The sequence below is a fragment of the Actinomadura sp. KC06 genome (genome assembly GCF_004348735.1).
Taxonomy (GTDB): domain Bacteria; phylum Actinomycetota; class Actinomycetes; order Streptosporangiales; family Streptosporangiaceae; genus Spirillospora.
Map to the genome: position 1 here is coordinate 16,367 of NZ_SMKT01000081.1, position 24,129 is coordinate 40,495.

At 72.5% G+C, this 24,129-nt stretch carries 22 protein-coding genes; 14 read left to right on the top strand and 8 right to left on the bottom strand.

Annotated elements, in window-relative coordinates:
* The first annotated feature begins 18 nt into the window (after positions 1 to 18).
* The gene (locus E1287_RS24565; RefSeq protein WP_131967410.1) at positions 19 to 528 is read left to right on the top strand and encodes an HNH endonuclease; all 510 of its coding nucleotides are present in this window, start codon (positions 19 to 21) and stop codon (positions 526 to 528) included.
* Between the two features lie 85 nt (positions 529 to 613).
* A complete protein-coding gene (locus E1287_RS24570; protein WP_131967411.1) occupies positions 614 to 832 on the top strand; it encodes a zinc ribbon domain-containing protein in 219 nt (72 codons plus the stop codon).
* On the opposite strand, the gene E1287_RS24575 is transcribed toward E1287_RS24570, so the two are convergent.
* The 3 genes from E1287_RS24575 to E1287_RS24585 form a co-directional block, all read right to left on the bottom strand.
* Positions 829 to 1,179: a DUF1330 domain-containing protein gene (locus tag E1287_RS24575; RefSeq protein ID WP_131967412.1), complete on the bottom strand. Its 351-nt coding sequence runs from the start codon at positions 1,177 to 1,179 to the stop codon at positions 829 to 831. The two genes, E1287_RS24570 and E1287_RS24575, sit on opposite strands and share 4 nt — an antisense overlap.
* An 85-nt stretch (positions 1,180 to 1,264) precedes the next feature.
* Positions 1,265 to 3,127, bottom strand: a complete 1,863-nt coding sequence (gene ilvD / locus E1287_RS24580) for a dihydroxy-acid dehydratase (protein WP_131967413.1) — start codon at positions 3,125 to 3,127, stop codon at positions 1,265 to 1,267.
* 327 nt (positions 3,128 to 3,454) lie between these two features.
* Positions 3,455 to 4,222 carry a nuclease-related domain-containing protein gene (locus E1287_RS24585; RefSeq protein WP_243719415.1) on the bottom strand — a complete coding sequence of 256 codons (768 nt, stop codon included), beginning with the start codon at positions 4,220 to 4,222 and terminating at the stop codon, positions 3,455 to 3,457.
* A gap of 324 nt (positions 4,223 to 4,546) precedes the next feature.
* Between E1287_RS24585 and E1287_RS24590 the strand changes: the two genes are divergently transcribed.
* Both E1287_RS24590 and malQ read left to right on the top strand, forming a co-directional pair.
* Positions 4,547 to 5,971 carry an amidase gene (locus E1287_RS24590; protein ID WP_207934431.1) on the top strand — a complete coding sequence of 475 codons (1,425 nt, stop codon included), beginning with the start codon at positions 4,547 to 4,549 and terminating at the stop codon, positions 5,969 to 5,971.
* Positions 5,972 to 5,999: 28 nt separating this feature from the next.
* Entirely contained in the window at positions 6,000 to 8,150 is a 2,151-nt protein-coding gene (malQ, locus tag E1287_RS24595) for a 4-alpha-glucanotransferase (protein WP_131967415.1), read from the top strand.
* Here malQ and E1287_RS24600 read toward each other — a convergent pair.
* A complete protein-coding gene (locus tag E1287_RS24600) occupies positions 8,131 to 9,129 on the bottom strand; it encodes a hypothetical protein (RefSeq protein WP_131967416.1) in 999 nt (332 codons plus the stop codon). The genes malQ and E1287_RS24600 overlap by 20 nt on opposite strands.
* Positions 9,130 to 9,230: 101 nt before the next feature.
* Positions 9,231 to 11,765, bottom strand: coding sequence for an aminopeptidase N (gene pepN / locus E1287_RS24605; RefSeq protein WP_131967417.1), 2,535 nt, complete (start codon positions 11,763 to 11,765; stop codon positions 9,231 to 9,233).
* A 169-nt stretch (positions 11,766 to 11,934) separates the two neighbouring features.
* Between pepN and E1287_RS24610 the strand changes: the two genes are divergently transcribed.
* From E1287_RS24610 to E1287_RS24640, 8 genes are all read left to right on the top strand, one after another.
* Positions 11,935 to 12,549, top strand: coding sequence for a DsbA family protein (locus E1287_RS24610; RefSeq protein WP_131967418.1), 615 nt, complete (start codon positions 11,935 to 11,937; stop codon positions 12,547 to 12,549).
* Positions 12,550 to 12,645: 96 nt separating this feature from the next.
* Complete coding sequence (locus tag E1287_RS24615) at positions 12,646 to 13,377, top strand: energy-coupling factor ABC transporter permease (protein WP_207934432.1); 732 nt, start codon at positions 12,646 to 12,648, stop codon at positions 13,375 to 13,377.
* A 10-nt stretch (positions 13,378 to 13,387) separates the two neighbouring features.
* Positions 13,388 to 13,729: a PDGLE domain-containing protein gene (locus E1287_RS44885; protein WP_207934433.1), complete on the top strand. Its 342-nt coding sequence runs from the start codon at positions 13,388 to 13,390 to the stop codon at positions 13,727 to 13,729.
* On the top strand, positions 13,729 to 14,505 hold the full coding sequence (gene cbiQ / locus E1287_RS24620) for a cobalt ECF transporter T component CbiQ (protein ID WP_131967419.1): 777 nt from the start codon (positions 13,729 to 13,731) through the stop codon (positions 14,503 to 14,505). Before E1287_RS44885 ends, cbiQ begins: the two co-directional genes overlap by 1 nt.
* The gene (locus E1287_RS24625; protein WP_131967420.1) at positions 14,502 to 15,272 is read left to right on the top strand and encodes an ABC transporter ATP-binding protein; all 771 of its coding nucleotides are present in this window, start codon (positions 14,502 to 14,504) and stop codon (positions 15,270 to 15,272) included. Before cbiQ ends, E1287_RS24625 begins: the two co-directional genes overlap by 4 nt.
* A 188-nt stretch (positions 15,273 to 15,460) precedes the next feature.
* A complete protein-coding gene (locus E1287_RS24630; protein ID WP_207934434.1) occupies positions 15,461 to 16,432 on the top strand; it encodes an ATP-binding protein in 972 nt (323 codons plus the stop codon).
* 43 nt (positions 16,433 to 16,475) lie between these two features.
* On the top strand, positions 16,476 to 17,582 hold the full coding sequence (locus tag E1287_RS43935) for a hypothetical protein (protein ID WP_165969166.1): 1,107 nt from the start codon (positions 16,476 to 16,478) through the stop codon (positions 17,580 to 17,582).
* A gap of 47 nt (positions 17,583 to 17,629) precedes the next feature.
* Entirely contained in the window at positions 17,630 to 18,097 is a 468-nt protein-coding gene (locus E1287_RS24640) for a ribose-5-phosphate isomerase (RefSeq protein WP_131967422.1), read from the top strand.
* Positions 18,098 to 18,131: 34 nt separating this feature from the next.
* On the opposite strand, the gene E1287_RS24645 is transcribed toward E1287_RS24640, so the two are convergent.
* Positions 18,132 to 18,395, bottom strand: coding sequence for a hypothetical protein (locus E1287_RS24645; protein WP_131967423.1), 264 nt, complete (start codon positions 18,393 to 18,395; stop codon positions 18,132 to 18,134).
* Between the two features lie 122 nt (positions 18,396 to 18,517).
* Between E1287_RS24645 and E1287_RS24650 the strand changes: the two genes are divergently transcribed.
* Positions 18,518 to 19,636 (top strand): PP2C family protein-serine/threonine phosphatase, encoded by a 1,119-nt coding sequence (locus tag E1287_RS24650; protein WP_131967424.1) that lies wholly within the window; start codon positions 18,518 to 18,520, stop codon positions 19,634 to 19,636.
* Positions 19,637 to 19,683: 47 nt separating this feature from the next.
* Here E1287_RS24650 and E1287_RS24655 read toward each other — a convergent pair whose 3' ends face one another.
* Positions 19,684 to 20,829, bottom strand: coding sequence for a serine/threonine-protein kinase (locus E1287_RS24655; protein WP_131967425.1), 1,146 nt, complete (start codon positions 20,827 to 20,829; stop codon positions 19,684 to 19,686).
* Between the two features lie 445 nt (positions 20,830 to 21,274).
* Here E1287_RS24655 and E1287_RS24660 point away from each other — a divergent pair, with 445 nt between their 5' ends.
* Positions 21,275 to 22,657, top strand: coding sequence for a HAMP domain-containing sensor histidine kinase (locus E1287_RS24660; RefSeq protein ID WP_131967426.1), 1,383 nt, complete (start codon positions 21,275 to 21,277; stop codon positions 22,655 to 22,657).
* A 14-nt stretch (positions 22,658 to 22,671) separates the two neighbouring features.
* Here the strand turns inward: E1287_RS24660 and E1287_RS24665 are convergent, their stop codons facing one another.
* Positions 22,672 to 24,087: an amidase gene (locus E1287_RS24665; RefSeq protein ID WP_207934436.1), complete on the bottom strand. Its 1,416-nt coding sequence runs from the start codon at positions 24,085 to 24,087 to the stop codon at positions 22,672 to 22,674.
* Positions 24,088 to 24,129: the final 42 nt, after the last annotated feature.

Below are 24,129 nucleotides of genomic sequence, written 5' to 3' on the forward strand. Positions count from 1 at the left end.
CGGTGGAGGGCGTCTGAGATGAGACAAGTCCTCCTCCTGAACGCGACGTACGAACCACTCACCACGCTCCCGCTCCGGCGGGCGGTCTGCCTCGTGCTTCGGGAGAAGGCGGAGATCGTCCACCATGACACCTCAGGCGCGGTCCTCCATTCGGCCACGATGACGGTCGAGGTCCCCTCCGTCATCCGCCTGCGCCGCTACGTGCGCATCCCGTTCCGGACCCGCGTCCCCCTGACCCGCGCCGCGCTGATGCGCCGCGACAACTTCCGCTGCGTCTACTGCGGCCGCCGCGCTGAGACCATCGACCACGTCCATCCGCGCAGCCGTGGCGGCAAGCACGTCTGGGAGAACTGCGTCGCGTCCTGCATGACCTGCAACCACCGCAAGGCCGACCGCCTCCTCGAAGAACTCGGCTGGACGCTCAGCGTCACCCCCGGCGTCCCCCGCGGCGCGCACTGGCGCCTCATCGGCCTGATCCACGACGGCGACCCCCAATGGGCCGCCTACGTCTCCGAACCCGCTGCGTGATCTCCCAGGGGGCGACCCCCTGGAACCCGTGACCCCGGCTGAGGTTCGATCCGCCGGGGCGAGGCCGGGGTCGTATCCTTGTGAGGTGCCTCGTTATGACTATCGCTGTCGCGCTTGCGGGTCGACCTTTGAGGTGTCCCGGCCGATGATCAACGCTTCCGACCCGGCGTCGTGCCCGGACGGGCACGACGACACGGTCAAGCTTCTGTCGACGGTCGCCGTCACGGGCACGTCCCGTGGCACCGCACTGCCGCCGAAGCCCGCCGGCGGGGGCGGCTGCTGCGGTGGGGGCTGCTGCTCCTAGGCCCCGGCCTGCGCGTTGCGCAGGTGCTCGGCGGTCGTGGCGGCGTCGTAGCCGTCCGGGACGCCGTGGAGCAGGACGGCCGTGCCCTCCATGTGGTCGGTCCGCATCGCCAGGATCGCCTGGTAGGCGTCCGACTTGTACCAGGCGCGGGCCTTGTCGATGTCGGGGAACTCGATGAGGACGTAGCCGCCGTCCACCGGGCCCTCGATGACCTCGGGAAGGCTTCCGTGGACGAGGAAGCGGCCCCCGAACGGGTCCATCGTGGCCTGGATGCGCTCCATGTAGGTGAAGACGTCGTCGTGGAGCGTCGGCTGCGGGTGCAGGTGGGCGAGGGCGTAGGCGGTCATCGCGATCTCCTTGGTCGAGTGCCGGTCGGGCATGACCCACTCTGGTCCCGCGAGGGAACGAAGGCGATTACCTCGGAGGTAGTGCTCAGCCGGTGAGGCCGTCGAGCTGGGAGACGTCGCGGGCCGCGCCGGTGGACGCGGAGGTCGCCATCGCGGCGTAGGCGCGGAGGGCAGCGCTGATAGGGCGGTTGCGGTCGCGGGGCCGGTATCCGCCGAGGTCGGCGAGGAGCTTCTCGCGGCGGATGTCGAGTTCGTCGGACGGGACGTCGAGCTCCAGGACCCGGTTCGGGATGTCGATGACGACGCGGTCGCCGTCCTCCACGAGGGCGATGATCCCGCCGCCCGCCGCCTCGGGGGACGCGTGCCCGATGGACAGGCCGGACGTGCCGCCGGAGAACCGGCCGTCGGTGATCAGCGCGCATGCCTTGCCGAGCCCGCGGCCCTTGAGGAAGCTCGTCGGGTACAGCATCTCCTGCATGCCGGGGCCGCCCTTCGGGCCCTCGTAGCGGATCACGACGACGTCGCCGGCCTTGACCTTGCCGCCGAGGATGCCCTCGACGGCCTGGTCCTGCGACTCGAAGACGACGGCGGGGCCGGTGAACGTCCACAGCTCCTCGTCCACCCCGGCGGTCTTGACGATGGCGCCGTCGGGGGCGATGTTGCCGCGCAGGATGGCGAGGCCGCCGTCGGCGGTGTAGGCGTGCTCGACGGAGCGGATGCAGCCGTTCTCGCGGTCGAGGTCGAGCGACTCCCACCGGGCGCTCTGGCTGAACGCGGACGTGGTCCGGACGCCCCCGGGCGCCGCGTGGAACAGCTCCACGGCCTCCGGCAGGACGTCGGGGGAGCGGACGTCCCACTTGGCGACGAGCTCGTCCAGCGAGGCGGAGTGGATCGAGTGCGCGGAGCCGTGCAGCAGCCCGCCGCGGTGCAGCTCGCCGAGGAGGGCGGGGATGCCGCCCGCGCGGTGGCAGTCCTCGACGTGGTACTTGCCGGTGGCGGGGGCGAGCTTGCAGACGCACGGGACGCGGCGGGACAGCTCGTCGATGTCGGACAGGCCGAAGTCGACGCCGGCCTCGGTCGCGGCGGCGAGCAGGTGCAGGATCGTGTTGGTGGAGCCGCCCATCGCCACGTCCAGGACCATGGCGTTCGCGAACGCCTCGTAGGTGGCGATGTTCAGCGGCAGGACGGACTCGTCGTCGCCGTCGTAGTAGCGGCGCGCGACGTCCACGACGGTGCGGCCCGCGTCCTCGTAGAGGCGGCGGCGGGCGGTGTGGGTGGCGAGGACGGTGCCGTTCCCGGGCAGCGCCAGGCCGATCGCCTCGGTGAGGCAGTTCATCGAGTTCGCGGTGAACATGCCGGAACAGGACCCGCAGGTCGGGCAGGCGCTCTCCTCCATTTCGAGGAGCTTCTCCTCGGAGAGCGACTCGTCGGCGGACGCGATGATCGGGTCGATCAGGTCGAGCTTGTTGCCGCCCATGACGCCCTCGACCGGCTTGCCCGCCTCCATCGGCCCGCCGGACACGAACACGGTCGGGATGTTGAGCCGCAGCGCCGCCAGCAGCATCCCCGGGGTGATCTTGTCGCAGTTGGAGATGCAGACGAGGGCGTCGGCGCAGTGCGCGTTGACCATGTACTCGATGGCGTCCGCGATCACCTCGCGGGACGGCAGCGAGTACAGCATGCCGTCGTGGCCCATCGCGATGCCGTCGTCCACCGCGATCGTGTTGAACTCGCGGGGCACGCCGCCGGCCTCGCGGACGGCGCCCGCGACGACCTTGCCGACCTCGTCCAGGTGGACGTGGCCGGGCACGAACTGGGTGAAGCTGTTGGCCACCGCGACGATCGGCTTGCCGAAGTCGTCGCGTTCGACGCCGCTGGCCCGCATGAGCGCGCGGGCGCCCGCCATGTTCCTGCCGTGGGTGACAGTGCGTGACCTGAGCGGTGGCATATCGGTGACCTCTCCAACGTGGGGCGTGCCGTGACGGCGGTCGCCGGCCCCGCGCGTGGTCGGGCGCGGCGGAGGGCGAGTCGCATCGCTTGTGCTCGCAGCGGCGGATCGCGGCGCTGCCGCCGGTCCGGCGGAGGTCGTGCGCGGCCGGCCGTGTCCCTCGATGCTACCAACCGCGCGGAGGCATGAAGAAAGCCGGGACGCGGCGTCCCGGCTTCCGTGCGCCGGTGTCCGGCCTTCGCGCCGGTGTGCGGGGCGTACACCGGGTCAAGGCGCGTCGTGAGGCGTTTGCGAGGCGGCCCGGGGAAGAAGGGCCGCCCGCGACTATCAGTTCGGGTACTTCGGCGGGAGGGCGTCCTCGGCCGCCTGGAAGATCCTTTGGACGTCGCCGTCCGTCAGGATCGTCGGGCGGCGGCGCAGGTACGCCCGCGCCCGGTTGCCCGCGTAGACGTCGACGTCCCTGACCCGCATGACCTTCCACGGGATGGACGGCCCGTAGATCGCCACCGAGGGCTGCACGGGCACCTCGAAGCCGACCTTCTCGGCGAGGATGTTGCTCGCCATCTGGGCTTCCCAGCGGGCCTCGTCCAGGCGGTCCTTCTTGTTGAAGGGGCCGTGGAAGAGCTTGAGGTGGGACATGGTGCGCACGGGGAGGCGCTTGTCCCACTTCTCGGAGTCGATGGCGTAGACGCCGCTCGGACCGATCACCAGGTGGTCGATCCGCCCGTCGCTGACGCCGTCGTCGTCGCGCGGCACGGCCCGGGCGTGGAGCACCAGGTACCCGTTGCGCTGCAGGGCCTTCAGCTGCTTCTCGGTGCGCCGTTCCGCGGCCGAGGACTTCTGCCAGGCGGCGACGCTGGAGTCCTTGCGGGACCGGCGGACGACGTCCGCGATCACCGCCAGGACCGCGACGGTGAGGCCGAGACGCCAGCCGAGCAGGACCGAGACGACGACGCCGGCCGCGACGGCCATGCCGGCGCGCTGGATCCAGCGGCGCGTCCTGGGATCGTCGAGCATCGCCGCGGCGCTGCTTTCTTCCTCGGGACGCTCCGTCACCGGAGACTGGTGATGGTGCTCACGCGCTTCCTCCGACACGGTTCCTTCCGACCCCGCTGGTTTCGATCCCGCTGCGTCTGACCGGGCCCGGGGCTGGCCCCTGGCCCCCTGTGTGTTGCCCCGCTCCATGATCGCCATGAGTGACGCTCCGTATTCCTTTCCCATCGGGGGCATGATCCTCCGTGCGCACAGTAATCATCCGCGGGGTTGGCGACTAGTCATGCCGGGTTAATAGTTTTGTCGCCGTCCGTGGGTGATTCACTGACGTGTGGGATGGGTACGTAGGTATTCTTCCCCCTTCCGCCGCTGCAGACGTGCTGCCCTCTTTGATGCCCGCGCACACGGCGTCTAGCGTTCCGATTTGTGACACAAACCCATGACCTCAGCGCTACCCGGATGGCAGCGGCCGTCCGCACCGGGGAAGTATCTCCGGTCGAGCTCGCAGATCACTACCTGGCCCGCATAGAACGGCTCAACGAGCAGGTCGGCGCCTATGTGACGGTCACCGCGGAGCGTGCCCGCGACGAGGCGCGGCAGGCGGAGAAGGCCGTGCGGGAGGCCGCCGACCCAGCGGAGCTGCCGCCGCTGCACGGCGTGCCCGTCCCGGTCAAGGACCTGAACATGGTGGACGGGGTCCGGTTCACCATCGGGTCGGGCGTGTACGCGGGCCTGACCGGGTTCGCGGACGACAACGTCGTCACCCTGCTGCGGCGGGCGGGGTCGGTGCTCCTCGGCAAGACCGCGGCGCCCGAGTTCGGGCTGCCCTGCTACACCGAGGGCGACGTCGGGCCCCCGGCCCGGACGCCCTGGGATCTCTCCAGGTCGGCTGGCGGCTCCAGCGGCGGCGCGGCCGCGGCGGTCGCGGCCGGGCTGGCCCCGGTCGCGCAGGGCAGCGACGGCGGCGGCTCGATCCGGATCCCGAGCAGCGCGTGCGGGCTCTTCGGGATCAAGCCGACCCGCGGCCGGATCTCGCAGGGGCCGATCATCCCGGACCTTTTCGGGCTGTCCACGAACGGGCCCATCGCCCGGACCGTCGGCGACGCGGCGCTCCTGCTGGACGTGATGGCGGGCCGCATGCCCGGCGACCTGTACGCCGCGCCGCCGGTCGAGGGGACGTTCGCGTCCCACGCCGGGCGCCCGCCGGGACGGCTGCGGATCGGGCGGAGCAGGGAGCCCGCCGTGGCCGGCGCGGTGGTGCATCCCGACTGCGTCGCCGCCTATGACGCGGCGTCCGAGCTGCTGGCGGAGCTGGGTCACGAGGTCGTGGACATGCCGCCGGTGTTCGGGCCGGACCTCGTCCCGCATTTCGAGACGCTCTGGGCCGTGATGGCGACGATCACTCCCGTCGCCGGCGACAGCGAGCATCTGCTCCAGCCGCTGACCCGCTGGCTCCGGGCCCGCGGCGAGGCGACGAGCGCGCCGCAGCTCTTCCAGGCCCACGCCGCGCTGCAGGGCGCGCTGCGGGCGGCGTTCCCGGTGATGGACGAGTTCGACGCGATCCTGCATCCGACGCTGGCCGAGCCGCCCGCCCCCGTCGGATACTTCCACGACCAGGAGCCCGCCGAGAACTTCGAGCGGCAGAAGCGCTTCACGCCCTTCTGCGCGATGTACAACATCTCCGGCCAGCCCGCTGTGAACGTCCCGCTGCACTGGAACGACGACGGCCTGCCGATCGGGATCATGCTCGCGGGGCGGCTCGGCGGCGAGGGCACGCTGATCTCGCTGTCCGCGCAGCTTGAGGAGGCCCGCCCCTGGATCGGCCGCACGCCCGCCATCTGGACGGCGTGAGCCTGCCGCCGCGGGGCATGGTGCAGGGGTGGCAGACGACGAACTGGCCAGGCTGGCGGGCCTGCACGGCGTGGCGACCCGGTACGCCGACTGGCGGGGACGCGAGGTGGAGGTCTCCCGCGACACCTTGATCGCGGTGCTCGGGGCCCTCGGGGTGGACGCGTCGTCCCCGTCCGCCGTGCGCGACGCGCTGGGGCGCCAGCGGGAGCGGAGTGGCTCCGGGCTGCCGAACCTCATCGTCCGTCGGGCGGACGGCCCCGTGACCGAGCGGATCTTCGCGGCGCTGCGGAAGCACATGCCGCCGGGTGCAAAGTTCGAGGCCGACGTCGAGATCGGCGCGGCGGAGGTGCTCTCGCCGCCGCCGGCCAGTGCCGCCGGGGAGGCGTTCCGGCCGCTGGCCGGGCTCGCGAACGTGCCGCCCGGCTGGCACCGGCTCCGCGTCCGGCCGTTCTCCGAGGGCACGTTCCAGCCGACCGGAGGGCACGGGGGCCGGGGCCGCATCCGCGTTCGGCAGGGCGGCCGGACGATGTACACGACGCTGCTCGTGGCCCCGGCCGCGCTGGCGCCTCCGCCCCGGACGTGGGGATTCACCGCCCAGCTCTACTCGGTGCGGTCCCGTGCGTCCTGGGGGCTCGGCGACCTCCACGACCTGGCCGATCTCGCGGCGTGGAGCGGCCGGGCGCTGGGCGCGGGGTTCGTCCTGGTGAATCCGCTGCATGCGAACGAGCCCGTCCTGCCGATCGGGCCGTCGCCCTACGCGCCGATGAGCCGCCGCTTCCCCTCGCCGATCTACCTCCGGGTCGAGGACATGCCGGAGTACGCGGCGCTGCCTCCCGAGGACCGGGAGCGGTTCGCCGCCATGGCCGCCGACCTGCGCGGACGCGCAGGGCCGCTCGACCGGGACGCGGTCTGGACGGCGAAGACGGCCGCGTTCGAGGCGATGTACCGGCTGCGCGGCGATCGCCTGGAACCGGAGTTCGACGACTTCCTGCGGCGCGAGGGCGACACGGCTGAGGCGTTCGCCGTGTGGTGCGCCATCGCGGAGGAGCAGGGGACGGCCGATTGGCGGCGCTGGCCCACGCACCTGCGGGATCGTGGCAATGCGGGGGGCCACGTTCGTGCGCGGTTCTACGAATGGCTGCTGTGGCGCCTGGACGGGCAGCTCGCGGCGGCGCAGCGGGCAGCCAGGGACGCCGGGATGCCGGTCGGGATCGTCCACGACCTAGCGGTCGGGGCCCCACATGGCAGCGCGGACGCCTGGGTGTTCGGCGGCGCGCTCGCGCACGGGGTCAGCGTCGGCGCGCCTCCCGACGAGTTCAACCAGCGCGGCCAGGACTGGGGGCTCCAGCCGTGGCGATGGCGCGACTTCGCCGTCGAGGACTACCGGCCGTTCCGCGAGATGGCCGCGTCCGCGCTGCGGCACGGCGGCGGCATCCGCCTCGACCATGCGATGCAGGTGTCGCGCCTCTGGTGGATCCCCGAGGGTGCGTCCCCGGCCGAGGGCACGTACGTCCGCTACGACCGGGACGCCCTGCTCGCCTGCCTGACCTGGGAGGCGGAGCGCTTCGGAGGCGTGGTCGTCGGCGAGGACCTCGGCACCGTCGAGCCCGAGGTCCGGGACGCGCTGGCGGATCGCGGCGTCCTCGGCACGTCCCTCCTCTGGTTCGAGCGCGGCGCGGACGGACGTCCCAAGCCCGCGAAGCAGTGGCGCGAGCTGTCCCTGGCGACGGTCGGCACGCACGACATGCCGCCGATCACCGGTTTCGTCCACGGCGACCACATCGAGCTCCGCGACCGGCTCGGGCTCCTCGCCCACTCCCGCGCCGACGAGGAGGACGATCACCACCGCATCCTGTCCGGCTGGCTGGCGCTGCTTCACGCCGAGAACCTGCTCACCACCCCGCCCGACCAGATCATGCGGGCGCTGGCCGAGGGCTCCTCCGGGCACGACGAGGAGATCGTGACGGCCCTGCACGACTTCCTGACCTTGACCCCGGCCCGCCTCATCGGCATCTCCCTGGCCGACGCCGCAGGCGAACGCCGGACGCAGAACCAGCCGGGCACCACCGACGAATACCCCAACTGGCGCGTCCCGCTGGCCGATTCCCAGGGAGAACCCGTCCCCCTGGAGGATCTTCGGGAGGGCGCTCTGCGGCTCTTCAGGCGAGGGTCGACGTGATGCGCTTCGTCACGTCGTGCAGGAGCGTGTCGGGGCGCAGGTCGTCCGCCGCGATCGCGGAGAAGAGCGCGGGCAGGCCGGGCAGCGGATAGGGGTCGTCGTCCGCGCCCGCCAGGGCCGATTTGCCCAGCGGCTGGTGCGACAGCGACCTGCGGGCGCGGGCCCAGGCCTTCTGCACCTCCTCCGGCGACGGGACGCCGAAGCCGTGCCCGACCGGCGCGGCGTGCCGGAGCTTGACGAGCGCGCCCTCGGTGAAGTCGGCGGCGAGCTTGCAGCGTTCGGTGAGATCGGCGCGGACGAGGTCGTCCAGGCGGGTCATGACCGTGCAGGGGGTGCGGCAGCGGGCCGCGCAGTCGCCGAGCGCGGACGCGACCTGGCTGTGCTGCCGGTCCAGGTAGTTGCGCCAGCCCGACGGCGGTTCCTTCGACACGCGGAGCGTCCGGTCGCACGCCGAACGCTCCGGACGGGTGTGGTCGCACATCCGGGCCGAACCCGGCTCGACCGGGACCCCGAACCGGCTGCCCTCGCCGTCCACCGACGCCCCGATGAGCGCCGGGTCGCCGGCGTGGCCGAGGACGGGCTCCCAGGCCAGCATCGGCAGGTACTCGCCCGCGATGTGGACGGCCGCGACCAGCGCGGCCATGTCCCGCCGGTGCCAGCGGATCGCGATGACCTCCAGCAGCAGGCGGTAGGCGGGACGGAGGCTGGCGAGCGCCCCGCGGGGCCGTTCCCGCGGCTCCTGCGGCATGCGGCTCGCGCGGGCCCGGTCGAGGAGGTCCTGCGGGACCTCGCCGGCCGCCTCGGGCATGCCGAAGTCCTCGGCGTCCAGGTCGAGGACGCGCTGCCCGAACGCGCACAGGGCGGCGACCTCGCCGGCGCGGCCGTCCGGGACGAGCGTGCCCTGCGTGATCAGCGCCTCCAGGTCCCCGAACGCGTGCCGCCGGGCCAGTGCCGTGAGGACGTCCTTCGCCGTCTCCACACCGAACCCCCTCCCCGTGACCATGCGATCGTCGCACGGTCACGGGGGTCGTGCACAGGGTCAGACCCGACTGGTCAGACCGGCGGGCACGGGAGATCGGGTCAGGCGGACGCGGCGTCCTTGGCGCGGGCGCGCAGGGCGCGGGCCACGCCGTCCCGCCCCTCCGACAGGAGCCGCGCCAGCGCGGGCGGCGGCCGCTCGTCCGCCAGGTACGACTCGGTGCGGTCGATCGTCGCCTGCTCGATCACCAGGAAGGGGTAGGCGCCCTCGGCGAACGTCTGGGACATGTCGCTGCTCCACTCCTTCCAGACGCGTCCGACCTCGGCGAAGTACGTGTCGACGTAGGCCCGCAGCAGCTCGGCCTGGTCGGGCTCCACGAAGCCGCCCAGCGTCGCCCGGTAGACGGCGTTGGGCAGGTCGCCGGACACGATCCGCTCCCACGCCGCCGCCTTCGCCTCGGCGGACGGGATCGCGGCCGTGCAGGCGGCGGCGTGCCGCTCGCCCGCGGCCGTCCGGTCGCGCTCGTGCTCGGCGTCGATCTCCGCCTTGCCCGCCTTTCCGGTGACGACGAGCCGGCGCAGCAGCGACCACCGCAGGTCGGTGTCGACGGTGAGGCCGTCCAGGACCTGGGAGCCGTCCAGCAGGCCCCGGACGAACGCCAGATGATCGTCCGACACGGCGGACGCGGTGAACGCCTGCGTGTAGGCGAGCTGGAGGTCCGAACCGGGGTCGGCACCGCGGGCCAGCTCCGACAGCGTGTCCGCCAGCAGCGCCAGCCCCTCGTTGCGCCAGGCGGGGTCGGCGTACTGCTGGATGGCCATGCGCGCCTGCCGCAGCAGCGTCTGCGTGACCGAGATGTCCGTCACGCCGCGGATGCCCTTCGCGACGAGCCGGACGTAGTCGCGGGTGGCCATCTCGGCGTCGCGGGTCATGTCCCACGCCGCCGACCAGCACAGCGCCCGTGCCAGGCTCGCCTTGACGTCGCCGATGTGCTCGATCAGCGTCTTCTGCGAATGCTCGTCCAGGCGGACCTTGGCGTAGGTGAGGTCGTCGTCGTTGATCAGGACGAGGTCGGGCCGCTTCTGCCCGATGAGCTGCGGCACCTCCGTCCGGGCGCCGACCACGTCCAGCTCGACGCGCTCCCGCCGGACGATCCCCTCTGCCGTCTTGTCGTAGAGGCCGATGGCGAGGCGGTGCGAGCGCAGCGTCGGGTAGTCGGGCTTCGCCTCCTGCAGGACGGCGAACGACGTGAAGTTCCCGTCGCCGTCCACCTGGTACTCGGGCCGCATCGTGTTGACGCCCGCGGTCTCCAGCCACTCCTTCGACCACGACGCCAGATCACGCCCGGACGTCTCCTCCAGCGCGCCCAGCAGATCGGCCAGGACGGTGTTGCCCCACGCGTGCCGGTCGAAGTACCGCCGGACGCCCTCCAGGAAGTTGTCGAGCCCGACATACGCGACGAGCTGCTTCAGGACGGACGCGCCCTTCGCATAGGTGATCCCGTCGAAGTTCACCTCCACCGCGCGGATGTCGGGAATGTCAGCCGAGATCGGATGCGTGGACGGCAGCTGGTCCTGCCGGTACGCCCACGCCTTCTCCAGGTTCGCGAACGTCGTCCAGGAACCCGTCCACTTGGTGGCCTCGGCCTGGCACAGGACGCTCATGTATGTGGCGAACGACTCGTTCAGCCACAGGTCGTCCCACCAGCGCATGGTGACGAGGTCGCCGAACCACATGTGCGCCATCTCGTGCAGGATCGTCTCGGCGCGCCGCTCGTAGGCCGCGTCCGTGACCCGGGACCGGAAGACGTAGTCCTCCAGGAACGTTACGGCGCCCGCGTTCTCCATCGCGCCCGCGTTGAACTCGGGGACGAACAGCTGGTCGTACTTGCCGAACGGGTACGGGCGCCCGAAGACCCTCTCGAAGTAGGCGAAGCCCTGGCGTGTCACGTCCACGATCGCGGACGCGTCGAGGTGCTCGGCCAGCGACGCGCGGCAGAACACGCCGAGCGGGATGACGGTGCCGTCGTCGCGGCGGTACTCGTCCCGGACGACGTGGTACGGCCCGGCGATCAGCGCGGTGATGTAGGTGGAGATCTGCGGCGTCGGCAGGAAACGCCAAATCCCGCCCCCGGCCGACTCTGGGGCCTCGTTGGTGATGACCTCCCAGCCCTCCGGCGCCCGCACGGTCAGCTCGAAGGTCGCCTTCAGGTCGGGCTGGTCGAAGCACGTGTACATCCGGTGCGCGTCGGCCGTCTCGAACTGCGAGTACAGGTACACGCTGTCGTCGACCGGGTCCACGAACCGGTGCAGGCCCTCACCCGAACGCGAGTAGGCGCAGTCGGCCACGACACGGAGTTCGTTCTCCGCGGCGAGACCGGGCAGCGGGACCCGCCCCTTCTCGGGGTCGTAGGACGCCGGGTCGAGCGCCTTCCCGTTCAGCGTCACGTCCCGCACGATGGCGCCGTGCAGGTCGATGAACGTGGACGCGCCGGGCTCGGAGCTCCCGAACCGCACCACCGTGGTGGAACCGAACCGCTCCTCACCCGTCGTCAGGTCCAGCTCGACCGCATACGACTCGACGGTGAGGAGCCGGGCCCGTTCCCGCGCCTCGTCGCGCGTGAGGTTGCCTGCCACATGAACTCCTTGGTCTGCTTAATCGCTTGGTGCCCCCATGTCTACCAACCCGGCGCCGAAACGGCCCGTCCGCCACGGCCTGCGAACCTTCGCGCGGCCGGGAATGAGGGCTCCCGAGGTCGGGTTGTCGCAAAGAGATACCCCTGAATCGCGCCCTTAGGAGGCGACGTTGAGTAAGGACGCTCTCACACCGGTGGACTTCTGGTTCGACCCCCTGTGCCCCTGGGCGTGGATCACCTCGCGCTGGATCCTGGAAGTGGAGAGGCAGCGTCCGATCCAGGTGCGCTGGCACGTGATGAGCCTCCGCGTCCTCAACGAGGACAAGGACATCCCGGACGACTACCGCCGCATCCTCAAGGACGCCTGGGGCCCTGTGCGCGTCTGCGTCGCCGCTGAGCAGAAGTACGGGAACGAGGTCCTCGGCCGCCTCTACACGGAGATGGGCACGCGCCGCCACCACGAGCGGCAGAAGTTCGACCGGGCCTTCTTCGAGGAGTCGCTGACGGCGGCGGGCCTCGACCCGGCGCTCGCGGACGCCGCCGAGTCCACCGATTTCGACGAGGCCGTCCGCGCGTCCCACAAGGACGGCATCGACCGGGTCGGCCAGGAGGTCGGCACCCCGGTGATCGAGGTCGAGGGCAGCGCGTTCTTCGGCCCCGTCGTCACGCCCATCCCGCGCGGCGAGGCTGCCGTCAAGCTCTGGGACGGCGTCGTCGCGGTCGCGAGCACCGACGGCTTCTTCGAGCTCAAGCGCACCCGCACCCGGGAGCCGATCTTCGACTGAGCAGGCACGCTTCCGGTTATTGCAAGAATCTTGCAACTGCGATGTCAAGGCTTCAAACTGGCCCTATCGCACAATCGGCTTAGGGGCGGGTGAAGCATGCACGTACCGGACGGGTTCATCGACGCGCCGGTGTCCGTCGCGGCGGGCGTGGTGGCGGTCGCCGGGGTCGGGATCGCGCTGCGCGGGGCCCGGCGGGAGCTGGACGACCGCACCGCGCCGCTGGCGGGGCTGACCGCCGCGTTCGTGTTCGCCGCGCAGATGCTCAACTTCCCGGTGGCGTCCGGGACGAGCGGGCACCTGCTCGGCGGGGCGCTGGCGGCGATCCTCGTCGGGCCGTACACGGGCGTCCTGTGCGTCTCGGTCGTCCTGCTCATGCAGGCGCTCCTGTTCGCGGACGGCGGCCTCACCGCCCTCGGCGTCAACATCACCCTCATGGCGCTGGTGACCGTGCTGGTCGGCTACGGGCTGTTCTGGTCGGCGCTGCGGGTGCTGCCGAAGACGAAGGCGTCGGTGGCGGGTTCGGCCTTCGCCGCCGCCGTGGTCTCGGTGCCCGCCTCGGCCGCCGCGTTCACGGTGCTCTACGCGATCGGCGGGACGGCCGACGTGTCGATCGGGACCGTCGCCGCCGCGATGATCGGCGTCCATGTGCTGATCGGCATCGGCGAGGCGCTGATCACCGCGGTCACAGTGTCCAGCGTGCTCGCCGTCCGGCCCGACCTCGTGCACGGGGCGCGCGGCCTGATCAAGCCGCTGGAGCTGCGCACCACGAAGCCGCAGCCCGGAAGCCCCGGCGGCGCCGGCGGCCCGGCCGAACCGTCCCGGGCCTGAGGAGGGCGACATGACCACCAAGCGGTTCCTCATCGGGTTCCTCCTCGTCTCGCTCGTCCTGGCCGGGATCGTGAGCTTCTACGCCAGCGCCGACCCCGACGGCCTGGAGAAGGTCGCCGAGGACAAGGGCATCAGCGCGAAGGAGAAGGACCACTCGCTCAAGGACTCGCCGCTCGGCGACTACGGCGTCAAGGGCATCGACAACTCCCGGCTGTCCAGCGGTCTGTCGGGCGTGATCGGCGTCGGCGCCGTCCTGCTCGTCGGGGGCGGCCTGTTCTGGGGCGTGCGGCGGCGCGGCTCGTCCGCCCCGGCTCCGGAGCGCGAGGAGACCGCGGCTGCCGGTCAGGGCTGATGGGCGCGGGCCACGCGACCGGCGCGGCGCTCCGGCTCTACGTGCCGGGCGCCTCGCCGGTGCATCGGCTGCCGCCCCAGTGCAAGCTCGTCGCCGTCCTGGCGTTCGTGCTCCTGGTCGTCGCCACACCGCGGGAGCGGATCTGGGCGTTCGGCGTGTACGCGCTGCTGCTCGCGGGCGTCACGGCGACCGCCCGGATCCCGTTCGGGACGGTCGCGAAGCGCGTCGTCATCGAGGTCCCGTTCGTCGCGTTCGCGTTCCTCCTGCCGTTCGTCGCGACGGGCGAGGAGACCACCGTGCTGGGGGTAGGGCTGAGCGAGAACGGGCTGTGGGGCGCCTGGAACATCCTCGCCAAGGGGACGCTCGGCGTGGTCGCCTCGATCCTGCTGGCCGCCACCACCGAGCCGCGGCTGCTGCTGCTCGGCATCGAGCGGCTGCGGATGCCGCAGCTCATCACGCAGATCGCCACGTTCATGCTCCGGTACGGGGACGTCGTCGCGGCCGAGCTGGGCCGGATGAAGGTGGCGCGGGCGTCCCGCGGGTTCGAGGCCCGCGACCTGCGCGCCACGCGCGTCCTCGCCAGGTCGGTCGGGGCGCTGTTCCTGCGCTCCTACGAGCGGGGCGAGCGCGTCCACCTGGCGATGCTGAGCCGCGGCTACGACGGGCGAATGCCCGTCGTCCACGACGTGGGCGCGACGGCCGCGCAGTGGACGGCCGCCGCCGCGCTTCCCCTGGCGGCCGCTCTGGTGACGCTGGCTGCTTGGATGACCTCATGACCGCGGAGCCCGGTGAGATGCCGTCCCTGGACGTCAAGGGCCTCGCCTACGCCTATCCGGACGGCACGCAGGCCCTCTACGGCGTCGACCTGACGATCGGGCGCGGCGAGCGGGTCGCGCTCCTCGGGCCGAACGGCGCCGGGAAGACCACCCTCGTCCTGCACCTGAACGGGATCCTGCACGGCGGCCTCGGCGAGGTCAGGGTCGGCGGCCTCGCGGTCGACCCGAAGGACAAGAAGGCGCTGCGGGAGATCCGCCGCCGCGTCGGCATCGTGTTCCAGGACCCCGACGACCAGCTGTTCATGCCGACCGTCCGCGAGGACGTGGCGTTCGGTCCCGCCAACCTCGGCCTGCGCGGCCCCGACCTGGACCGCCGGGTGCGGGACGCGCTGTCCCGCGTCGGCATGCAGGACGTGGCCGACCGCCCGCCGCAGCACCTGTCGTTCGGGCAGCGGCGCCGCGTCGCCGTCGCGACCGTCCTGGCGATGGAGCCGGAGATCCTCGTGCTGGACGAGCCGTCGTCCAACCTGGACCCGGCGAGCCGCCGCGAGCTGGCCGAGATCCTGCTGAGCCTGGACGTGACCGTCCTGATGGTCACGCACGACCTGCCGTACGCGGCGGAGCTGTGCCCGAGGTCGGTGATCCTTTCCGGCGGGGTCATCGCCGCGGACGCGCCGACCCGCGACGTGCTGACCGACGGCGCCCTCCTCAAGACCCACCGCCTCGAACTCCCCTTCGGCTTCGACCCCGCCGCCGCCCTCCGCTGACAGCCGCCGCGACTCTAGGTTGACGGCTCTTTCACATGCGCAGGCCCAGCTCGTGGGCGTTCGCGGCGAACGCTCGGCGAGCTGAAATTTCGGTTCGGGGTTTCGGCTTGCGCCCGTCCCGCCGCCTTGCCACACTCGTGGCGACCCTCAGTAATGGTAATGGTTATCATCTCCGAAATGGGGCATTCGTGAAGGTTGCGTTCGTTGGCAAGGGCGGCAGCGGCAAGACCACCCTGTCGGCGCTCTTCGTCCGGCACCTGGCCGGGCGCGGGCTCCCGGTGGTGGCCGTCGACGCCGACATCAACCAGCACCTCGGCGTGGCGCTCGGACTGGACGAGGGCCGCGCCGCCAAGATCCCCGCGCTGGGAGACCGGCTCCCCGAGATCAAGGACTACCTGCGCGGCGACAACCCCCGGATCGCCTCGGCGTCCGCGATGGTGAAGACCACCCCGCCAGGGGAGGGCTCGCGGCTGCTGCGGTTCCGCGGCGACGACCCCATCCACGAGGCCGGGCAGGAGGTGGGCGTCGGCCTCGGGACGGGCGGCGCCGGCATCACGCTGCTCGCCACCGGCCCGTTCAACGACGAAGACCTCGGCGTGGCCTGCTACCACTCCAAGACGGGCGCGGTCGAGCTCTACCTCAACCACCTGCTGGACGAGCCGGGCGAGTACGTCGTCGTCGACATGACCGCCGGGGCCGACACGTTCGCGTCCGGGCTGTTCACCCGGTTCGACCTGATGTTCCTGGTCGCCGAGCCCACCCGCAAGGGCGTCGGCGTCTACCGCCAGTACACCGAGTACGCCCGCAACTACGACGTCGCCATCCGCGTCGTCGGCAACAAGGTGCAGATCGACGAGGACGTCGCCTACCTGCGCGACCACGTCGGCGACGATCTGCTGACCTGGGTCGGCCAGTCCGCCGCCGTCCGGGCGCTGGAGCAGGGCCGCCAGGGCGTCCCGCTGGAGGAGGGCAACGTCGCCGCGCTCGACCGCATGCGCGCCGAGGTGGACTCCCGCAGCAAGGACTGGGACAAGTTCCAGCGCCAGGCCGTGGAGTTCCACGTCAAGAACGCCCGGAGCTGGGCGAACAAGGCGACGGGTGAAAACCTGGAGGAGCAGGTCGATCCGGGGTTCCGATTCCCGGCCGCCTACGCGGGGTGACGAACGGCTACCGGCGACCGGAGATCAGCACTACCCTTCGGGCATGACGATGCGGCGGATGTTCATGATGGCGGCCGGCGCGGTGATCCCGGTCGCCGTGATCGCCCTGCTCTTCGACAACCAGTGGGTCGTCGACGCCATCAGGGAGAGCGACTTCGAGTACGACGAGGGCATCGGCCCGCTGGTGTCGTGGTCCCAGAATCTCGCGTGGCGGTTCACCCCGGCCGACGGGATGGACTGGAGCTACGTCCTGGTCAACGACTTCGCCGTGCTGCTGTTCTTCGTCCTGCTGGCGCTGCTCGTGGTGGGCGGCGCGCGGATCATCGACCCGGACCGCGGGCCGCTCGGCGCCGTGATCGTCGGCTGGTGGGCCGCCATCGTCGCCGGGGCGATCGCCGGGCTGGTGTACGGGCCGCTGGCCCATTTGACGCTCGACTTCACGTCCCCGTCGCGGATCATCTTCAGCTCCATCAGCCAGGGCGCGACCGCCGGCGCCGTGTTCGGCTGGCTCGCCGGGCTCGGCGCCCTGGGCGGCTTCGTCCTCTCGGCGCGGACGGGGGCCCGGCAGCCCGCGGCCCAGCAGCCCTACGGGGGCCAGCAGCAGTTCCAGCAGCGGCCGCCTTTCGCTCCGCAGCAGCCCGGCATGCCGATGCAGCAGCAGCCGATGCCCCAGCAGGGAATGCCGCAGCAGCAGATGCAGCAACCGCCGATGCAGCAGCAGATGCAGCAGCAGATGCAGCCGGGGATGCCTCAGCAGCCGATGCAGCCGCATCCGTCGGCGGTCCCGTACGTCCCGCCGCAGGGCCAGCCGCAGCAGCAGCCGCCGTGGGGCGCGGCGCCCGTCCCGCAGCAGCCCGGCGCGGCCGCACCGCAGCAGCCCGGCGCCTCCGTGCCGCAGCCGGGGTCGCCCGTGCCGCAGCAGTTCGGCGCGCCTCCCGTCCCGCCCCAGCAGCCCGCGGCCCCGGCCGCGCCCGCCGCCGAGACGTCCGAGCCCGAGACCGCCGCGGACGACCCCGAACCGGCCGAGCCCGAGGCCGAGCCCGGTGCCGAGTCCGGCGCCGAGCCCGAGCCGCCCGTGGACACGCCCGAGGACGACGACCTCGACCTCGCGGACCGGACGATCGTCGACCGCGGCCGCAGGGACGACTAGGCGCACCCCTGCGCGGACGGCGCGCGGGGCCTGCGAGAATCAGGCCCATGCGCGTGTTTCTTGGGACCGACCATGCCGGCTTCGAGCTGAAACAGCACCTGGTCTCCTGGCTGAAGGAGAACGGGCACGAGGCCGTCGACTGCGGCGCGTTCGAGTACGACGCCGTGGACGACTACCCGCCGTTCGTCCTGCGGGCCGCCGAGCGGACGGCCGCGGAGCCGGGCACCCTGGGCGTGGTGATCGGCGGTTCCGGCAACGGCGAGGCGATCGCGGCCAACAAGGTCAAGGGCGTGCGGGCCGCGCTGGTCTGGAACGAGGACACCGCCAGGCTCGCCCGCGAGCACAACGACGCGAACGTCATCAGCATCGGCGCCCGGCAGCACGATCTGGCGACCGCGACGCGGTTCCTGGAGCTGTTCATCCAGACCCCCTATTCCGGGGAGCAGCGCCACACGCGCCGGATCACGATGCTCGGCGACTACGAGACCACCGGCGAACTCCCGCCGCTCCCGTAGAACTCCAGGGCCGTGGGCTGATCGTCCGGCGGGCCTAGGTCGCGTTCGGGGGAGGCGGCTTGCGGGTGCCGCCGCGCTTGCCGAGGCGGCGCCGCTCGTTCTTGGCGGCCTTCGTCCGCTTGGCGGGCTCGGCGAATCCGCCGGAACCCGAACCCGAGCCCGGCTCCGTGTCGCTCACCTGCCCGTTTCCCGATCCCCGTGCCGCCTCCGGGGCCGGGTCGCCTTCGGGTCTTGGACGGGAGACGTCCCGGGCCCGCATCGCCGCGTCCACCGTGATCCGCATCCCCGGCTGCACCATCGAACCGCCTCCTCGTCCACAAGCCGCGTACCCGGATAATACGGAGCTGGACCGGTGCAACAGGTCACCCGTGGTCCGGATGCCGACCGGCGGCCGCGATTGCTCGATACAGTGCCCGAGTCATGCTTCAACGACTGGTGCAGCTTCTACCGCCGCGAGTGCGCGACGTGCTGCGGAGGATTCCGCTGCTCGTGGCGTTCTACCGGTGGCTCAGGCGGGGGAAGCTGACCCGGGAGCGGTACGTCTTCGCGGCGCTGGCGATCCTCGCGATCGCGATCGGGCTCGCCACGTCCACCGACTCGCGCGGGCTGGCCCCGTCCGGCGCGCTGGTGCTGATCGTCCTCGGCGGCGGGCTGCTGCTCCGGGTGCGGAGCCTGGTCGCGCTGCTCGGCGTCGTGGTGGCGATGACGGCCTACAACGCCTGGCACGACGTCGCCGCGATCGGCCCCGGGATGGTCGCCACGCTGTCGATCACGGCGGTGCTGGCGCTGTCGCTCGCCCGGACGCGGCAGAAGCTCGGCGTGCAGGGCCTGCGCGGCGACTCGATGCTGCTGGAGCTCCGCGACCGGCTGCAGCGCCAGGGCGAGATGCCCGTCCTGCCGGACGGCTGGGGCACGCAGGTCGTGCTGCTGCAGGCCGGCGGGTCGTCGTTCGGCGGCGACTTCGTGGTGTCGTCCTACGAGGGCGACTCCCTGGAGGTGGCGCTGGTCGACGTGTCCGGGAAGGGCACCGACGCCGGAACGCGCGCGCTGATGCTGTCCGGTGCCTTCGGGGGACTTCTTGGATCGGTCCAGCCTGATCGTTTCCTGCCCGCCTGCAACGCCTACCTGCAGCGCCAGCGCTGGGACGAAGGGTTCGTCACGGCCGTGCACGTCGTCGTCGACCTGAAGACGGGGGAGTACACGGTCGAGTCGGCGGGGCATCCGCCGGCCGTCCAGTTCGACGCGGGCAGCGGCGCCTGGCAGGTCAGCTCCGCCAAGGGCGTGGTGCTCGGCGTCGTGCCGGACCTGAAATGCGTCCCCGAGCACGGGACGCTGCGTCCCGGCGACGCGCTGCTCCTCTACACCGACGGGCTGGTCGAGTCGCCGGGCAGCGACCTGGACGCCGGGATCGACCGGCTGCTCGGCGAGGCGGAGCGGCTCGTCCCGCAGGGGTTCGGCAGCGGCGCGCGGGAGCTGGTGGAGACGATGGCCGCCGCCCGCGACGACGACTGCGCCCTCGTCGTGATCTGGCGCATCTGACGCTTCGGCGGTTCGCGTGGTTCGGCGCGGTCGGAGCCGTCCTGGTGCTAGTGGCGCCAGTGCCTGGCGGGCGGTGAGGGGCGCCGGCCGCTCTTGTCCTGCGTCCGTCCGGCGAGGATGGCCCCGATGACCACGGTGCCCGCGGCCGCGCCGAGGCCCGCCAGCAGGCGCGCCCGCGTGGACGACATCGCGCCCGCCACCGCGACCGGCGTGAACGCCTTGGTGTCGGTCTCCACGCGCCGATCCGGCGAGGACGGGTCGGACGCGCTGGACGGATCGGACGTGCTGGCCTGCCTGGGCGCGGCGCAGACCGACGTCCGGGCGAGCGCGGGCGTCCGGGTGGTCGCGGGCGTCCGGGTGAACGCGGGCCAGGCGTCGGCGGGCGGCTGCTCCACGAGCGCGAGCAGCAGGTCGGACGCGGTCGGACGGTCCACCGGGTTCCGCGCCAGCGCGGCCCGCACCGCCGGGACCAGCGTCGCCGGCAGCCCGGACAGGTCGGGCTCGTCGGACGCCGTCCGCAGGGTCGCCGGGTCGCCGCCGATCGGCATCCGCCCCGTCCCGGCGTGGGCGATGAGGCAGCCCCAGGCGAACACGTCCGCCGCCTGGGTCGCGGGCCCGCCGATGAGGACCTCCGGCGCCATCCAGCCGGGGGTGCCGAGGACCTTGCCGGTCGCGGCCGTCACGCTGATGGAGTCCTGGCTGCGGGCGATGCCGAAGTCGATGACGCGGCAGCCCGACAGGGTGAGCATCACGTTGGCGGGCTTCAGGTCGCGGTGCACCAGGCCCGCCGCGTGGATCGCCGCGAGCGCCGACGCGACGCCGACCGCGACGCCGTGCAGGTCCGCGGCCGGGAGCGGGCCGTCGTCGACGAGCCGGTCGTGCAGCGAGACGCCGCCCACGTACTCGGTCACGAGGTAGGGGCGGCCCTCCTCCTCGCCGTGCGCGAGGACCCGCGCCGTGCAGAACGAGGCGACGCGGCCGGCGAGGTACGCCTCGTCCAGGAAGCGCCGCCGGTAGGACGGGTCGCCCGCGAGATGCGGGTGGATGGTCTTCACCGCGACGCGCCCGCCGGACACCGGGTCCGCGCCCAGATAGACCGTGCCCATGCCGCCCGAGCCGAGGCGGCCGAGCAGCGTGTGCCCGCCGACCTCGCGCGGATCGGCCGGTTCGAGCGGCCTGATGTCTCCGTCCATGAGTCTTCCCGGCCCCCTCGCTCTCCTCGTCACCGTGCATCCCCGTTCGGCGGCGGATTATTGGGCGTCTTCGCAGGAAGTGCCGGAAACGTGAACGTCACGTCGATGTCGCGCCCCGTGCACCTGGGCCGGGCAGAGTGGGCGGTGGTTCGGCGGCACGGCCCGGTCCGCGGGGTTCCTCCTCGGCGCGCGGGTGGCGGGCGGCGCCGGATCGGGTGCCCGCACGGGCGGCTCCCCAGGGGTGGGAGGCGCCGTCCGCGCGGGCATCCGTCCTGCTCAGGCGCGGTCGTCGGTCCTGCTCAGGCGCGGTCATCGGTCCTGCTCGGACGATGTTTCGCAGGGCAATGACCAGGTAACATCCAGTTCTGCGTTCTCCCCCCAGGCGTTGGAGCGCGGCGCGGCCCCCGGTGCCGCGTGCGAGCCGGAAAGGGGGAGGGGCGCCGGGGTGCGGATATCCGCGGGCAGGCTGTCGCCGTCGTGCTGGTCGGTGCGGACCCGCGTGACGGCCGCCGCCACCTTCATCGTCCTGCTCCTTCTGGTGGCCGGTGTCGTGCTCTTCTACCAGGCCGTCCGCGGCACCGTGTACGGCGACCTGCGCGAGCGCGGGAACTTCGTCGTCACCGATCTGACCACGCTCGTGGGCAACACCGACCCGCACGGCACGCTGCCCGTCCAGGACCCCGACTTCACGCTCCTCCAGGTCGTGAACAGGGAGGGTGGCCTGGTCGCGTCGAGCGAGTCGCTGCACGGGCGGGGCCCGCTGGACGCGCCCGCGCCGCGCGTGCCGGGGCGTCCCGACCACCGCACCATCGAGGTCCCGGGCAAGGGCGCGGTCTACATGGTCACCGACAGCGTGTGGACGCCGCACGGCTGGCGGATCGTGCACGCCGGCGCCCCCATCAGCGACTTCACCCAGTACAAAGGCTTGTTCATCGGCTTGCTCGCGGCCTCGGTGCTGCTCGCCACCACGGCGGTCGGCTGGATCGTGTCGCTGTCGGTGCGGCGGGCGCTGCGTCCGGTCCGGTTGATGAGCGCCGAGCTCGCCGAGATCACCGGCCGGGGGATGGGACGCCGGGTCACCGTCCCCGGGCCGAACGACGAGGTGTCCGAGCTCGGCGAGTCGGTGAACGTGACGCTGAGCCGGCTGGAGGCCGTGATGGCCCGGCAGCGGGGCTTCGTCGCGGACGTCTCGCACGAGCTGCGCAGCCCCCTCACCGGCCTCCGCGCCCAGCTGGAGGTCGCGCTGGAGCGTCCCGAGGACGAGGACTGGCCCGCCGTCGCCCGCGCCGCGCTCGCCGACGCCGACCGGCTGCAGAGCATCGTCAGCGACCTGCTGATCCTCGCCAAGCTGGGCGCGGGCGTGCACGTCGCGCGGGAGCGGGTCGACCTCGGGGAGCTGGTCCGGGCGGAGACGGGGCGGCGTCCCCGGCGGGTCCCGGTCGAGGTGGACGCGGCCGAGGGGATCATGGTGCGGGCCACGGCGCACCACATCGTCCGGCTGCTGACGAACCTGCTCGACAACGCCGAGCGGCACGCCGCCTCGCGGGTGTGGGTCTCGGTGTCCGCGGACGGGGACGACGCCGTCCTGCAGGTCCTGGACGACGGCGCCGGCATCGCGCCCGAGGACCGCGAACGGATCTTCTGGCGTTTCCAGCGGCTCGCCGAGGGGCGCGAGCGCGACCGCGGCGGCACCGGGCTCGGCCTGACGATCTCCCGCGACATCGCCCGCGCGCACGGCGGGACGCTCGTCGCCGCCGACAGCGACAAGGGCGCGCGGCTCGTCCTGCGCATCCCGCTCGACAGGCCGTCGACGTTCCCGGCGTCCTGACCGCCCGTCCGGTTTCAGGCGATCGCGGGACGGCGCGTCCCGTGCCGGGTGGCCTGCTCGAAGGCGTGCCCGAGCCGCAGGACGGCGAGGTCCGCCCGGTGCGGCCCGACGATCTGCAGGCCGACCGGCAGCCCGTCCTCGGTGAACCCGGCGGGGACCGACAGCGCCGGGCAGCCGGTCGCCGAGACGAGGAAGCAGGACCGCATCCACTCCAGGTAGTCGGGCATCGGCCGTCCGGCGACCTCGTCCGGGTACTCGATCTCGGCGTCGAACGGCGGCACCTGGCTGACCGGGAGCAGCAGCGCGTCGTACCGTCCGAAGAACTCCCTGACCCGGTGGAACAGCGCGGTGTGCAGCGTCTCGGCCTGTCCGACGTCGGTGCCGGTCAGGGCGCGGCCCGCCTCGATGTTCTCGGCGAGCGACGGCTTGAAGTCGGCGCGGCGCTCGTCGAGGAGCGGGCCGAGGGCGAGGTCCCAGTGCCAGGCGCGCAGCGTCCGGAAGACCTCGTCCGCGCCCGACAGGTCGGGGCACGCCTCCTCCACCGCGCAGCCGAGGTCCTCGAACGCCTTCACCGCCGGTCCGAGGACGCCGGTGACCGCCGGGTCGACGGGCACTCGCCCGCCGAGGTCGGGGGACCAGGCGAGCCGCAGCCCGGCGAGGTCGCGGTCGAGCGGAACCGCGAACGCCGACCCGGGCGTCTCCAGGGCGATCGGGCTGCGCGGGTCGGGCCCGGCGAGCACCGAGAGCAGCAGCGCCGCGTCCGCGACCTCGCGGGCCATCGGCCCCTGGACGCCCATCGTCGCCCAGCCCGCCGGCACCGGCCACGACGGCACCCGCCCCGGCGACGGCCGGAACCCGACGACGTTGCAGAACGACGCGGGGTTGCGCAGCGAGCCGCCCATGTCGCTGCCGTCCGCGACCGGATGCATCCCGCACGCCAGCGCGGCCGCCGCGCCGCCGCTGCTGCCGCCCGCCGACCGCGACAGGTCGTAGGGGTTGCGGGTGAGGCCGAAGACCGGGTTGAACGTGTGCGACCCGGCGGCGAACTCGGGCACGTTCGTCTTGCCGATCGTGATGGCCCCGGCGGCCCGCATCCGCTCGATGACGAGCTCGTCGGCGTCCGGGACGAGGTCGGCGAAGATCGGCGAACCGGAGGTCGTGCGGATGCCCTTGGTGGCGTGCGTGTCCTTGTGCGCGACCGGCAGCCCGTGCAGCGGCCCGGCGTCCGCGCCGGCGGCGAGGCGCTCGTCGGCGTCCCGCGCCTGCTCCAGCGCCCGCTCCGCGACCAGCGTCACAATGGCGTTGACCTGCGGGTTCGTCCGCTCGATCTGGTCGAGATGCGCCTGCACGACCTCGCGCGCAGACAGCTCCCGCGCCCGGATCCGGCGGACGAGCTCGCGCGCGGACGCGAAGTGGATCTCCTCCGACACCGTGGTCCCTTCTCCCGGCTGCGCCCCCAGTCTCCACCCCCC